Raw genomic sequence first — 13,497 nt, 5'->3', positions numbered from 1 at the left:
GGGACAACTGCGGACATGCTGACCCTGGACCACCAAGGGCCTGGTTCGGTCGCCCGGCCCAGAACCTGGATCACCTGTACGAAGCGGCCATGAACGCGTCACAATGGCTCGATGGGGCTTTCATTACCTGAACCGAAGGGACACCAACGGGACGTCGTCTTCCTCAACGAACGTGGTCACTGCGTCGTTCTGGGCACGGCGGGCAGCGGCAAGACAACGATGGCGGTCCATCGGGCGCACTACCTGTCCACGGCCCCAGGTGTCGGCGGCCGCACTCTGTTAGTCACCTTCAACAAGGCTCTCGTTACCTACCTCAGGGGCATGAGCACCGCGTCTCCGAACCTTCAAATCGAGACCTACCACACCTTCGCGCGCGGGTACCTCGCACACCGAACCAAGAGGCCCGTGCGCATATACAAGTCCAAGGAGCGACTGGTCGAGCGGGCGTTGACGGAGGTCCGCAAGCGTCACGCCGACCGGGCAGTGATCCACCGTCCGCTCGACTTCTTCCTGGATGAGCTGCACTGGATGGTCGGACACGGCATCGTGGACCAGCAGACGTACGTGGAGAATCGCACTCGCCGAGTTGGCAGGGGGAAGCCACTTCAGCAGGCCGACCGTGAAGTCGTCTTCGAGGTCTACCAACGCTATGTGCAGTCACGTGGCGAAGCCGGGTACGAGTACGACTACGACAACATGGCGTCGACTGCCCTGTCGAACCTCAAGGTTGACCCGACGAAGCGGCTCTACCGGCATGTGGTCGTTGATGAAGGTCAGGACTTCACACCTGAGATGATCCGAAGCCTGGCAGCTGCCATTCCCGACGACGGTTCTCTAACCTTCTTTGGGGACTACGCGCAGCAGATCTACGGAAGCCGGATGTCTTGGCGCTCTCTAGGTCTCCATGTGGCAAATGTGGTGGAGTTCGCCCACAACTATCGCAACAGCCGTCAGGTCACCCAACTCGCCCAGGGCATATCGAACATGCCGCACTTCAAAGACGACGTGGATCTGGTTCAGCCGACCGGCTCGGCGGCCGACGGCCCGAGACCCACCATTCTCGAGACTGCCAGCAAGGAAGATCAACTCGTTCAGGCGGCTCGTAACGCCCTGGCACTGGGGGCGGACCGCCAGGTCGCCATACTCATGCGCACGCGGGACCACGAAGCCAAGCTCAGACCTCTCCTCGACCAAGGCCGTGTGCCCATTCGCCGCCTACATCGTGATCTTGCACGTTGGACCGACGAGCCTGGAGTGTTCTACGGAACTTACTCCGCGGCTAAGGGCTTCGAGTTCGACTCGGTCATCCTTCCGTTCTGCGACGCTGACGAGTTGCCGAAACCGAGCGAAGTGGAGGCGCACGGCCTGGAAGAAGCGCAGGCTCGCGAGGCCCGGCAGTTGTACGTGGCGATCACCCGGGCTCGTACGGACCTCATCATGCTGCACTCCAGCAAGCTCACCGATCTGTTGCCGCACGAGATGTCCGACCTGTATGTGCGGGTGAGCCTGTGAACCACGTACTTGAGCAGGCCCAGGCTCGCGGTATCACCCGCCTATGCCACTTCACCAAGTCGGCCAACCTGTCACACATCCTCGACACCCGACAGATACGTCCCGTAGCTGCGTTGCAGACTGCCGCGGACGCCTACCGGCCGGCAGACACACAGCGTCTGGACGGAGCACCAGAGTTCACCTTCCTAAGCGTGGAGTACCCGAACACCTGGTACTTGGCGCAGGCCGCAAGCCGGGACCGTCATTTTCAGGACTGGGTGATCCTCACTCTGGACCTCAACCTGCTCGCCACTCCCGGCGCGCGATTCTGTCCCTACAACTCGGCGCGAGACAGAAGCGCCAACGCCCAGCCAGGGGCCAACGGGCTCAATGCCATGTTTGCACCCACGGTAACCGGCAAGGTGACTCTGCGGCGAAACCCCCAACATCCGCCCTGGTGGCCTACGGACGACCAGGCAGAGATTCAGATGCCTGGCACCATCCCCCTGTCCGCCGTAGGCTCTCTCATCGTCCGAGACGAGAAGCAGGCGGAGCTGGAGTACTTCAGACATGCCCAGCTAGGCATGACAACTCTGCTGCCACCCTTGGTCGTCGCCCCAGTACTTTTCGACAAGTACGCCCTGAGCAGGTCGGTGCGCTCTGGCAAGCGGCCCTTGGAGACCCCGTACATACCCGGAACGACTCTGGCAGAGTGAACACGTGAACGCTGAGCTTCACCCATGGAACGACAGGGCCTGCGGCATGCTCCTCGGAGCAGCCGTCGGGGATGCCATGGGCTGGCCCTACGAGCGGCGAGATCGGACCCGCGCACTGCCGCCAGTCAGCCAGGTATCAGGGCGATTTTTCGCCTGGCAGCGAATGGCCGGGAGCCGATTCCGCCCGATTCTCGAGGAGATCGGCCCCGGCGAATACAGCGACGACACCCAGATGCTCATTGCTGTGGCCCGCGCCCGCCTCACTGCGGGCGACGACTGGCTCAATTGGCTGCAGCGCGTCGAGTGGCCTTTCCTCCCCGATTACGAACGCGGCGCCGGAGCCAGCGTCAAACGCGCTTGTCGCGCCTGGGAGAAGCACGAAGCTGCCTGGGGCAACAGGGCCGATGACCGGGAGAAGTACTTCAACACCGGGGCCAACGGCGCGGCAATGCGGATCGCGCCGCACGTCATCGTTCACCGCGAGGGATCCTTCAGCGACCTGGCCGACGACGTCGTCCGCGACGCAGCCACGACCCACGGACACCCACGTGCCCTCCTGGGTGCTCTGGTGCATGCATACGCGCTGTGGATCAGTTTGCGACAACCCGCTCCGATGGCCTACGGCTGGCTCGTCGAAGCAACGTTGGATGGGCTGAAGGACTGGAGAGAGCCAGTCTGGCAGGGCTTGGACCATCACTGGCGCGATGCCGCAGCCCACGTATTCCCCGGCGGCTACGAGCAGGCTTGGGACGACGCCGTGCAAGAGGTAGAAGATCTCCTCACCAGCGCACGGTCCTCATTGGACAGCGGCGCGCTAAGTGCTCCCTCCGCTTTCCTGGAGGAGCATGGCCTCACCCGGGTAAAGACACGTGGTTCGGGGACTCTATGTGCGGTAGCCGCCATCTACCTTGCAGCTAGATCCGCCGCCGGCCCTGAGCGTGGGATCAATATCCCGGCCCGCCAAGAAGGCGCGGACACGGACACTTTGGCGTCCATGACCGCCAGTCTCCTCGGCGCAGGTCTGGGCCAGGAATGGCTCGGCTCATTCGGCCGGACCGTTCAGGACAGCGCTTTGATCATCAGGCTGGCCGAGAACCTGCTCCAATCCGACGCCACGACGCTCACGCCCTCCCACGAGGAGGTCGGCCAGACCCGTTCGCGGTTCCTTGAGGATCTCGACAGGGCCAACACCCGAGCCAGTCTCCTACTCCCTGACCGCCGCCAGGCCCACGTCGCCGCTCGAGACGCCTTGGCGTCTGGCAACTGGACGGCGCAACGCACCCACCTAGTCACCGCGGACGGCCAGAACCTCTTCCTCATCCGCAAGATCCTGCGGGTGGAGGCGAAGAGCGTCCACGAACCCGTTCGCGACGAGGTAGCGCTGACCGCCGGGCAAGGAGCAGGCCGCCTGCTGAGCGAGGCGCGGCTCCAAGGCGCCTACCTGCCTGTCGCAAGCATCAGCCACGTGACCAAAGCACTCACTGCCCTAGGTCTGAGTGCACCCCGCCATGGCAGCGACTGGGTCTCCTACGAGAATCTTGTCATTAGGCAAGCGCACATTAAGGAAAGCGCCACGGGCACCCCGCGTGCTCAACTGCGCGTTGCCATCACCGACGTCCAAGCGGCGTGGGATCGTCTGCAGGGATTGATGTTCGATGGCGCAGTCCAACGGGATGGTGGGGCCTTCTGGGCGCAGATTGATCCGTACCTAGTCGTTGCCGTAAATAATGCCGAGCCTCCCGTCGGGTGATGCTCAGGGTAAGCAGGCTGCAACTTGCGAAGACCCTTCTTCAAGGTTCTCGCTGATCGCCCTTCTGCCTCCTCGTACACGGCAAGCGCACCGTCTGGCCACTTCTCTGGCTTGAAATCAGCAACGGCAGCAAAGCCTCCATCAGCCCCCGACGCGAGTTCTAGGAGCACTGGGCTCTCCCGGATGGCTAAGAACGGTGGCCTTGCCGTGTGACTGGTGGCCTGACCGACTCGCTCTGTGGGTCCTAATGCCTACATCGGCGGTGGCAAGTTGTCGCAATCACGCTGAGACGACTGGGGAGTTGAGGAACGATGGTGTTGACCGTGCGAGAGCTAGGGGGCCACGCGTGACACACATCGAAGTACGCGTCGACGAGCACGACCAGGATGAGGCATTGCAGTCTCTCTGTGGCTGGCTGACCGATGACTTGTCCGTACGAACCACCGCCGAGGTCTCCCTTCTTGAGCGACCTATGCAAAGTGGCGCCATGGGGGGCTGGCTCGACGCCGTGCAATTGGTGACGGAGAACGGCTGGAGTGCCGCATCGTTCGTAATGGCCCTGGCGGCATGGCGCCAGACGCGAGCGCGTACACCTCGCATCACGATCCGACGCGACGATCTGGAGATCACCATTACGGACGCATCGCCAGCGGAGATCGAGAGGGCCGTCGCCTCTCTCGAAGAGCTCGCGCCGGCGCCGAACCAACCCAGTGGCGGACAATCGTGACGGCGAAACCCGACCCTCTTCAGTCCCGGGCTGTATTGGTGGGGGTCAGTCGCTACTCGCACCTTGAAGATCTACCTGGAGTGGCTGACAACTTGCCCGCGCTTGCAGAAGCCGTCTGCGGCCCCTTCGGCTGGGGCCTCGCAGCCGAGCACTGCACCGTGGTGGCTGAGCCTGCCTCGTTGGACGAGATGCTGGAACCCGTGAGCTCGGCCGCCAAGAGTGCTCGTGACACGCTGCTGGTCTACTACGCAGGACACGGGCTGTTGGACCGGAAGCAAGAACTGCACCTAGGACTTCCCAGCTCACGCATGGGGCAGGGGCGCAGGGCCGTGCCCTACTCATGGTTACGTGAAGCAATCAGCGAAGGCCGGGCACAGCGTCATGTGATCATCCTCGACTGCTGCTTCAGCGGGCGGGCTCTGGGAAGCATGTCGGGGCCCGACACGTTGGCTGACCAGGCGTGGATCGATGGCAGCTTTCTCATGGCAGCGGCCCCTGAAACTGGCCTCGCCCTCGATCCGCCTGGGAAGCCGTACACCGCATTCACGGGCGGACTCCTGAGCACGATGGAGCAGGGGGTTCCCGAGGCGGGCATGTGGCTCACGATGGACGACCTCTACGGCCACCTGCGCTCCACATTGGCCTCCAAGGAGCACCCCACCCCACAGCGCCGTACGCGAAATCGCGCCGGCGAGCTGGTGTGGGGGCGTAACGCCAGCTACGAAACGTCGTTCAAGCGGCCGACTCCCCTACGCGCCACCAGCTCCGCCTGGCCTGACCCAGATCGGTTCTTGGACGCTTCCGAGTTCATTCACGCGCTTGGCGTGATCCGTGCGATCAGCGGCCTGACGCAACGCGAGCTGAGCGAGAACTCCCCCGCGCCACTGTCAGCAGGCAGCATCAGTCGACTCCTCAACCGCGAGGACCTTCCTCTCCGGTGGACAAAAACGATCGAGACGTACCTGTCTTCGTGCGGTGTGCCTGACGACCATGTCGACCGATGGAAAGCAGCCTGGGAACGACTCAGCGCTGCCTCAGCCCAAGCCCCTTCGACCGTCGCACCCGCTCCGGCCCCAGAGCGGGGGTCGTCGAGTTCACTACGCACCAGGCTCAAGGCCATTGGTCTACGCAAGCAGTCACCGACGAAGCGCACCAGCCGCTGACGCAAGACCAGCGCCGCGAACTGCAGCAGACAACAGGGTGCTACTTCCTCGCAGGTGAGGCGGTAGCGGATGGCTTGTCCGGCTTCTGAGTGGTGCTTCCGTCATCGCCACTGCCGGAGAAGAGCCCGAGCTTCGCCCCAAGGAGCAGCAGGGCCACAGCAGCAACACCGGCCCAGGTCCTCTTCTTCGGTCGTTTGCGGCCGCCTGTGGGCCGATTCACCATGTGGCCAGCGCGATAGTACTGACCGGAACGCCCTGCCATCACACACCCCCGAGTTGAGCAAACGCCCTGCTCGATCGAGTCTCGCAACGAACCACGTAGGCAGACCACGAGTTGAATGCACTTGGCTGAAATAGGCGCCACCGCACGCTTGGCAACGACGGGAGCCTGCCGTCCATCAGCACTTGCGCCTGACAGCTGTCCTCCCCCACACTCAGCTGTGGCCTTCAGGAGGCCGCCCCTGATCCTGCTTCGCCCCGTTGCCGGATCATCCAGGGGTTAAGGAGCCATAGCCCCACCTGCGCAGCGCATCGCACTGTTCACTTATGCCCTCATGCAGGGCGTGTAGATCAGTTGTCGGGTGCCGAGGGGCGACGGTATTCCGGGGACGGATCGCATATGACCAGCGGTGGGCGGCTCGAGAAGCTCGCGAGGACACAGCAGCTCTACACGGGCGAACCCTTCGCCGTGGCGAAGAAAGTGATGCGTGGCAGAGACAATCACCACCCGATTCATTCCGGCCGACCGCAACAAGCGCATCTCGAAGCTGAGGTATTCGCCAAACTTTGCAGCGGAGGCCAGTGGTGGGCCCATCCACTCGGGCTCTCGCACGTGCAGTCCACAACAAAATCTACGGTCGTGCACCTCGACAGCCACACCACACTCAGCAACGGCACCTCGTATGCCCGCAGTGGCCATGCCCTCGACCAGCTGTTGCCCAGCGCCGAGCCAGGCGTACAAGTAAATCGCGTCGTTGGCCTTCGAGTTGTTGGCATCGACGGATCAGACCTGCACCTCACACTCGTTGACAGCGAATGCCACCTTGTACTGCGAGGCATCCCCGGGACGGATTGGGCTGGGGAGCTCGATGAATGTTTGCGTCGATACGAGAAGGCCGAAGCTCCGCCGCTCTGGCAGGAGCCAAAGCTGACCACTTTCGAGGAAGCGCACATCCGTGACTACCCAGAGATGTGGAAGGCCGAGCGTGGCCTCGACTGGCTCGGATCAGCACTGCTACGCCGTATCGCCATCTTCCAGACTGCCAGCACCGCATACTCAACACGCTCCTGGATCACCGGCGACGAATGGATCTTTGAGCTAGACACGGTGCGTGGCATCAGGCTCGAACACGATGTCTTTCTGCGACACCTCTTGGACCCCGTATGGGGCTTGCCTCTCCGTATCGAGCGCCAGTACTGCTCTTGCAGGCCGGAACAAGAACTCGGCGACAGCACGTACACCTTGCAATGCACGTATAACCTCGTGCACCGCGGTATGAACAGTGGCGGTCTACAACTACGTTTCCGTCACGGACCAGGCGTCTACACGGGCGGCACCCGGATCAAGCTTGGAGAATTGGGTGCTCCCTTCAGGTGGCTCGATCGGGTTCTGCCCGAGCACAGCCCGGACGTCGCGTCGCCTTCCGATGCCTCGGGCGCAGCTCGGTCCTCTGACGAGGAGAGCCACTGATGAACTGGGATGCCATCGTGCTATCCGTTCTGGCCGCGTTCGGAGCAGTCGTTATCGCGCTCTCACAGCTTCATGAGGCGCTGGGGAAAGTGCCGGCGATCATCCGCGCATGGCACGAGATTCGGCGCACCTGGCGCGAGACAGGAGATGACCAACCATAACCAAGCCCCAGATCGCTGACCGGACGAGCTACTACCGCACCCGGAGGGTCTCCTGTGGCGAAGTGATCTATGTAAGCTCCGGCCAGCCCTGCCCTGGCGTGCACCGGTTGTGCACCGCCCCCAGCGGCAGATGGTGAACGGTGCTGGTCAGAAGCGCTCCTTGTCTCTATTTCAATCTCTAAAGATCAGGTCCGGGTGACCTGGGAGGGTTCCTGGACATGTGCATTGATCTGCGAAGGCACTGCTCAGCAGTACTCGCTGTTCCCGCTTGCTTCCGCCCTCTTGCGCACCGCTCGGCTGATTCACTGACGTAGCGTCAGCAACAGTGAGGCCGCCACTCCCCATCGGAGGTGGCGGCCCCACTCGAGACTTGGGCGCTACGAGAGCCCGCAAGATCGTAACGGGTGGTAGTCCGTGATCACGCTCAGCTCAGTCTTGCCCGGTCGAAGAGCTTTCGACCGCGTGCGGGTGACGGGTACTGTCCCGTCCGCTAACACAGTTGGACTACTTCCGATTCTTGCGCTGCTCTACGAGCTCGGTGCCTGGCGGGCCCGGATGTTGGCCGCTGAGGTAGCGAGGTCGTAGCCGCCTCTACGGTGAATCATTTTCGCGGCCTCGGCCATACCCTGTTCTGCACCTAGGGCGCAGTACTGGGTGATGCGATCTCTTTGGTCGTGCGGTATCCAGTCGAGCTCCAGCATCTTGGTCAGCACGGCAGCTGAGGTGAGATGGGCGGCCTGGTTCTTCGGCACTAGGACATCAGCTGCCGTAACGGGTGGAAGCGGGGATTCTCGGATTCTGATCACCCCGAAGCCAGCGTCGATGAGGGCATCGGTTTTCCGCTCGTCGACCCTGTTCTTTTCGCGGTCGTGCCACCAGGCTCCATCAAACTCGACGACGATGCCCGGTTGGGTTCCGTCCTGGTCTCGGAAGAGCATGTCCACTGCCCCGATACTGGGGGGAAGGCACGATATTCGAGGACCATGCTCAGAGACAAAGCCGCAGAATTTCAGGACGTGCGAGATCTCAGCATAATTGCGAATCTCCAGGACTGAGGTGCTCCCCATCTGGCACTTCTCACAACCACTCCCCAGACGGGTCCGAGTGTCTGGCTCGGCTTTCCAGGAGTGGCCGCGGGAGCACTGCCACCACATTTCGATACCACTCCCCGGACCCACCTCGTGCGGTGTTAGCTCATTCCTCGATGGGTGCCACTCAGCCGCAAGGTCGGGAGCTACGGTCGCGATGGACTTGCCCACGACCGGACGGATCAGGGCCGCTCGGGCCCGGGTCCTCCCACAAGGCGGGCAGCCCTGACCACCGCAGGCTCTGCTCGCGATGGATGCACGCCAGCTGTGGCCACAGGAGCGGCACGTCCACCACACGAGGTCACTGCTGCCCCGTACGAACTGGGCCGGGATGATAGCGATGTTCCGATCAACGTCCCATTCGAGGACCAGACTTGGGTGAGTCGCAGCTAGATTGTTTGTGTGGTCGATGAGCCTGTTGGCACAGTACGGGCAACCTCGCGTTCGCCTGTTCGACGGACTTGCCGTCCAGCGGTGAGACGGATTCCTCGCGCACACCCAGTGGCACTGCTTGTGGGAGCCCGGCGTGACTTGTTCCGGGGACAGCGTGCCGTTACGCTCAGCGTCCCATTCTCGGGCGAGATCGGGCCTGTTGGTAGCTAGGTCATTTCCTTGGCCTACGCGCAGCCCCCGGCAGTACGGGCAGTTGCGACCGCGGTAACGGGCGTTCGGCCCCATTTCGTAATAGTGGCCCTTGGGGCAGATCCAGTTTCTGGCGATGTTGGATTGGGCCGCGATCTCGTGGGGGCCGACCTCATTACGCTCCGTATCCCACTCCGCCGCCAAGGCCGGAGCCAACTCGGCAAGGGAGTGGCCCGGCTTGGGGATTCGACGAGCACGCCCGGACTTTAGATGCCCGCAAGCCCTGCAGCCATGCCCGGCCACGCGTTGGTTGATCTGTGCCTGACCACGATGCCCACACGGAAAGCCCCAGAACGCCTTCTTGTCGCTGCCTTGGAGCAGGCGTGCGGGATCGAGCCCGAGAGCGTTGTTCAGCCCCCACACCCACTCCTGCATTAGCTCCTCGTGCTCGCTCACCGGGGGTCGCCGCACCAAACCTCCTTGTTGTGGTCCACCGCACGAGGATCAGAGGCAGGAATGACAGTCGCGGGCCGAGCAGCAGGCGCCTGCATCAGCCCCAGGCCCAGCTCAAGGCGGTGGCCGAGCAGTGGTTGGCGAACCAGACGTTCGACAATCCTCGGACGTACGCCCAGTACAAGTCCGCGTCCGCAACCACATCATCAAGCCGCTTGGCTCACTCAGGCTGCGCCAGATCAAGGCGTCCACCGTGCAGACCTGGATCAAGCGCCGGCTACAGGTGCTCGACGAGACAACCGTCGGGCTGGTCTTCACGCACCTGTCATCGATCCTGGCCATGGCCGTAGACGACGACCTGATCGCCAAGAACCCTTGCGAGACCGGCTCGGTGAAGCGCGTGAAGCCTCGGCGATCGAAGAAGGCTGCGAAGGACGTGCCGCTGTCGTGGGAGCAGACGGATGGGCCTCCTTCCAGAGGTAGTTGAAGTAGTTCTTGTTCAGCGGTTTGCGCTCGCGCGTGGTGAACACCAGGCGCACGGTCACCGGCTCACCGTCCTTGGTCATCCACGGCAGAGTGACCTCGACCGGCGGGTGCTTGCGCATGTGCTCGGTGAGCAGCACAGCCAGCGCATCGCCGACCGGTACGAAGCGGTCCTTGGGGCGTCCTTGTCACGCACGGTGGCAGCCATGAGAGACAGGATGCGCCGTGCGGAATCGATTGAAACTCCCGTCCGCGCTCCTTCGTACAAGCAAGGGAAGAATCGCTTCCTTCGGCCAAGGCCACACACTTGATGCTGGAATGAGGCATGTCCACACCACCGGATCAATGGTCAGCGAACGCACGGCAGTTGTGGCACGCAATGCGCGCGGGCGTTGTTTTGGATCTCGTTGCTCCTGCGTCTGGTAGCACCGGGCAGGCGCCTCGTTCAGCTAACCGGGAGGTCGAAGCGGACGCCATCGCCCGCCTCCTACTGGATCCGCCCCCTCCAGAACCGGGTGCGGTGTCGCAACTGCATCTGGTCGGAGCCACCATCACGGGCACACTCCGGCTGCCCTACGCAACGGTTGAGATCCCCGTGGCTCTCGTCGACTGTCGCTTCGAATCGTTGGTTGAGCTGAGTGACACCTCACTCCGTGCTGTTGACCTAACTGGCTCCAGCCTCCCCGGCCTGAATGCAGACAGGGCGCGAGTGGAAGGTGATCTAGTACTTGTCCGGACGATAAGCGGTGCTATATCCCTGTTCAGGGCTGACGTCGCCGGTGATGTATGGCTCAACGGTGCCGAGCTCGCCAGCGAAGGAACCGGCTATGCCTTACGCGCGCCCCAGTTACACATCAGCGGTGGGCTGTACGCGCGGTCCGTAAATGCCTCGGGTGGGTTCAACTTGTGGGGTGCTGAAGCTTTCACGCTTGAGCTGGTCGAGGGCCGGCTGAGCCACGTGGCGGGGCCGGCTCTTCGCTGTGATGGCATCCGCCTCGCCCAGGACCTCCATTGCTCAGGTGTGTCTATCGACGGTGGCGGTATCTCTCTGTTTGGAGCAGCAATCGGAGGACAGTGCTGGCTCAACCGTGCCGAAATACGCAATGCCACTGGATGGGCGATCAACGCCCCCTCGGTACGCGTCGGCGGAGGGATCTACGGCCGCAGCATGACGGCTCATGGCGGTGTCAACCTGTTCGCCGCCGCCATCGGCGAATCGTTGTGGCTGTCCGGCAGCACCCTCACATCAGACCACCGCCATGCATTGCGCGCCCCAGGAGTACGCGTCGAGGCCAACCTCGAGTTGCACGACGGCGCGACCGTAGCTGGAGACGTCACCCTGCCCCGTGCGGAGGTCAAGGGAACGCTGCAGTTGTCCGACTCCACATTCACGGACTCGTCGACCATCGATCTGCACGCTGCGACAGTGGGCATCCTTAACGTGACATCGCTCAGCACGCTGCCCTCGGCGTTTGACCTTCGCGCTGCGACCATCGGACGTATCGACGACTCCCCCGCCTCGCGGCCTCTACGGATCGAGCTAGACGGACTGGCCTATCAAGACCTCCGCCCCGTACTCCCGGCAGACCAACGTCTGGCATGGCTCGATCGCGGCGACAGTTACAACCCCCAGCCGTACGAACGGCTGGCCGCCCACTATCGACAACTCGGCCACGATGACGACGCCCGATCTGTACAGCTTGCCCGCCACAGAAAGCGACGCAGCTCCTCACGGCCTTCTGCCCGCCTGTGGGGGTATTTCGAAGACCTATCAGTCGGCTACGGCTACCGCCCAGGGCGCGCTCTCATCTGGCTCGTCACCCTCACTTCAGTCGTCTCCGTCATCTTCACGGCAGTACCGCCACAGCCTGCCCGCACCAACAGTCCAGCCTTCCAACCCGTCGCGTACGCCCTTGACCTCATCCTTCCTGTCCTCGACCTCGGCCAGGAGAAGGCGTTCGTCCCGTCCGGCGACACCGCGTGGGTCGCCTGGGTGAGCGCCGTAGCTGGTTGGCTCCTGGCTACAACCGTCATCTCTGGCCTCACCCGGCGGCTTTCCAGATCCGGCCACTGAACCCACTGCACGCCGGCAGGCACGGTCCGCCAGGAGTCCATGTGCACCCGTAGTGCACCGGCCATACCTATGGCAATGCATCACCGCAGCTCAGAGACATCCTCAAGCTGTACTTCGACATCTAAACCGCGAGGTCGGGTGAGCCCGACGCCGCGTCAGGATCAGCATCAGCCTGGACAGTGGGGCCGTCTCCCGGAGCAGGGAGGCGGCCCCGCTGTTTTCCTGGTCTCGCGTGGACACCGGCTAGTCTCGCTCTCGACTCCCTCCCCTCCCCATCAGTCCCTGCCTAGGTGAGCGCCACACATGAGCGAAAAAGTGAGATTCCCGAGCGTCGTCGGCCCCGAGCTGGCCGGGGTGATCGACCTGCCGGAAGGTGAGATCCGTGGCTGGGGGCTCTTCGCGCATGGATTCACCCTGGGCAAGGAATCGCCGGCCGCCTCGCGCGTCAGCAAGCAGCTGGCACGCGAGGGGATCGGCATGCTGCGCTTCGACAATCTCGGGATCGGGGACTCCGAGGGCGACTGGGGGGACGGTTCCTTCACCGTCAAGGTGAAGGACACCGTCCGTGCCGCGGCCTTCATGGCGGAGCGAGGAACTCCGGTGGATTTGCTGGTGGGGCACTCGTGGGGAGGCGCCGCCGCGATCGCAGCCGCGAGCGAGATCGCCGGCCTCCGCGCGCTGGCCACCATCGCGGCGCCCGTCGATCCCAGTCACGTCGAGCGGCAGTACGACTCGGTCCTGGATCGCGTCCTCAGCGACGGGGCGCACGAGTGGTTCGTCGGCGGGAGGACGCTGGTTCTCAAGCGCGCCTTCGTCGAGGACGTGCGCCGGGCTCACCTGCGCGACCGGATCGGCGAGGTGGACCTGCCGCTCCTCGTGGCGCATTCGCCCACCGACTCCACCGTCGACATCTCCAATGCCGCGGAGATCTTCCAGGAGGCACGGCACCCGCGAAGCTTCATCTCCCTCGAAGGCGCGGACCATCTGCTGACCGCGCGAGGGCAGGCGCAGCGGGCCGCTCACATCATCAGCGCCTGGGCCGACCAGTACCTCGACGAGCCACGGCCCTGATCTGACGCGGACACACGGCAGCGGGGGTCGCCGCCTCCCTTGGGAGGC

General features: G+C 63.4%; 11 protein-coding genes and 1 pseudogene. 10 read left to right on the top strand and 2 right to left on the bottom strand.

Translation table 11 applies throughout. The features are described 5' to 3' along the window. Positions 1-111: 111 nt before the first annotated feature. From ACFUPX_RS29230 to ACFUPX_RS29200, 7 genes are all read left to right on the top strand, one after another. A complete protein-coding gene (locus ACFUPX_RS29230; RefSeq protein ID WP_383329064.1) occupies positions 112-1,512 on the top strand; it encodes a UvrD-helicase domain-containing protein in 1,401 nt (466 codons plus the stop codon). Next, entirely contained in the window at positions 1,509-2,207 is a 699-nt protein-coding gene (locus ACFUPX_RS29225; protein ID WP_383329061.1) for a DarT ssDNA thymidine ADP-ribosyltransferase family protein, read from the top strand. Before ACFUPX_RS29230 ends, ACFUPX_RS29225 begins: the two co-directional genes overlap by 4 nt. 4 nt (positions 2,208-2,211) lie before the next feature. Beyond that, a complete protein-coding gene (locus ACFUPX_RS29220; protein WP_383329057.1) occupies positions 2,212-3,957 on the top strand; it encodes an ADP-ribosylglycohydrolase family protein in 1,746 nt (581 codons plus the stop codon). Positions 3,958-4,303: 346 nt separating this feature from the next. Beyond that, entirely contained in the window at positions 4,304-4,684 is a 381-nt protein-coding gene (locus ACFUPX_RS29215; RefSeq protein ID WP_383329054.1) for a hypothetical protein, read from the top strand. Further along, positions 4,681-5,847 (top strand): caspase domain-containing protein, encoded by a 1,167-nt coding sequence (locus ACFUPX_RS29210; protein ID WP_383329051.1) that lies wholly within the window; start codon positions 4,681-4,683, stop codon positions 5,845-5,847. Before ACFUPX_RS29215 ends, ACFUPX_RS29210 begins: the two co-directional genes overlap by 4 nt. Positions 5,848-6,466: 619 nt before the next feature. Then, the gene (locus tag ACFUPX_RS29205; RefSeq protein ID WP_383329048.1) at positions 6,467-7,537 is read left to right on the top strand and encodes a hypothetical protein; all 1,071 of its coding nucleotides are present in this window, start codon (positions 6,467-6,469) and stop codon (positions 7,535-7,537) included. Then, on the top strand, positions 7,537-7,698 hold the full coding sequence (locus ACFUPX_RS29200) for a hypothetical protein (RefSeq protein ID WP_383329045.1): 162 nt from the start codon (positions 7,537-7,539) through the stop codon (positions 7,696-7,698). The genes ACFUPX_RS29205 and ACFUPX_RS29200 overlap by 1 nt, the downstream gene beginning before the upstream one ends. 527 nt (positions 7,699-8,225) lie before the next feature. Here the strand turns inward: ACFUPX_RS29200 and ACFUPX_RS29195 are convergent. Both ACFUPX_RS29195 and ACFUPX_RS29190 read right to left on the bottom strand, forming a co-directional pair. Continuing rightward, positions 8,226-8,642: a hypothetical protein gene (locus tag ACFUPX_RS29195; RefSeq protein ID WP_383329199.1), complete on the bottom strand. Its 417-nt coding sequence runs from the start codon at positions 8,640-8,642 to the stop codon at positions 8,226-8,228. A 138-nt stretch (positions 8,643-8,780) separates the two neighbouring features. After that, positions 8,781-9,803, bottom strand: a pseudogene (locus ACFUPX_RS29190) (zinc-ribbon domain-containing protein); the annotation flags it as partial. 271 nt (positions 9,804-10,074) lie between these two features. Between ACFUPX_RS29190 and ACFUPX_RS29185 the strand changes: the two are divergent. The 3 genes from ACFUPX_RS29185 to ACFUPX_RS29175 all read left to right on the top strand — a co-directional run bounded on the left by ACFUPX_RS29185 (position 10,075) and on the right by ACFUPX_RS29175 (position 13,449). Continuing rightward, positions 10,075-10,308, top strand: a complete 234-nt coding sequence (locus tag ACFUPX_RS29185; RefSeq protein WP_383329042.1) for a hypothetical protein — start codon at positions 10,075-10,077, stop codon at positions 10,306-10,308. A gap of 591 nt (positions 10,309-10,899) precedes the next feature. Beyond that, positions 10,900-12,378, top strand: a complete 1,479-nt coding sequence (locus ACFUPX_RS29180) for a hypothetical protein (RefSeq protein WP_383329039.1) — start codon at positions 10,900-10,902, stop codon at positions 12,376-12,378. A 303-nt stretch (positions 12,379-12,681) separates the two neighbouring features. After that, complete coding sequence (locus tag ACFUPX_RS29175) at positions 12,682-13,449, top strand: alpha/beta hydrolase family protein (protein ID WP_383329036.1); 768 nt, start codon at positions 12,682-12,684, stop codon at positions 13,447-13,449. Positions 13,450-13,497 lie beyond the last annotated feature (48 nt).

This window comes from Streptomyces sp. NPDC057302 (assembly GCF_042667685.1).
Taxonomy (GTDB): Bacteria; Actinomycetota; Actinomycetes; order Streptomycetales; family Streptomycetaceae; genus Streptomyces.
This window is presented reverse-complemented; position numbering and strand designations above follow the sequence as displayed.

Coding starts and splice junctions, on each gene's coding strand:
- ACFUPX_RS29200 (WP_383329045.1), top strand. CDS start 7,537: ATGAACTGGGATGCCATCGTGCTATCCGTTCTGGCCGCGTTCGGAGCA.
- ACFUPX_RS29205 (WP_383329048.1), top strand. CDS start 6,467: ATGACCAGCGGTGGGCGGCTCGAGAAGCTCGCGAGGACACAGCAGCTC.
- ACFUPX_RS29175 (WP_383329036.1), top strand. CDS start 12,682: ATGAGCGAAAAAGTGAGATTCCCGAGCGTCGTCGGCCCCGAGCTGGCC.
- ACFUPX_RS29230 (WP_383329064.1), top strand. CDS start 112: ATGGGGCTTTCATTACCTGAACCGAAGGGACACCAACGGGACGTCGTC.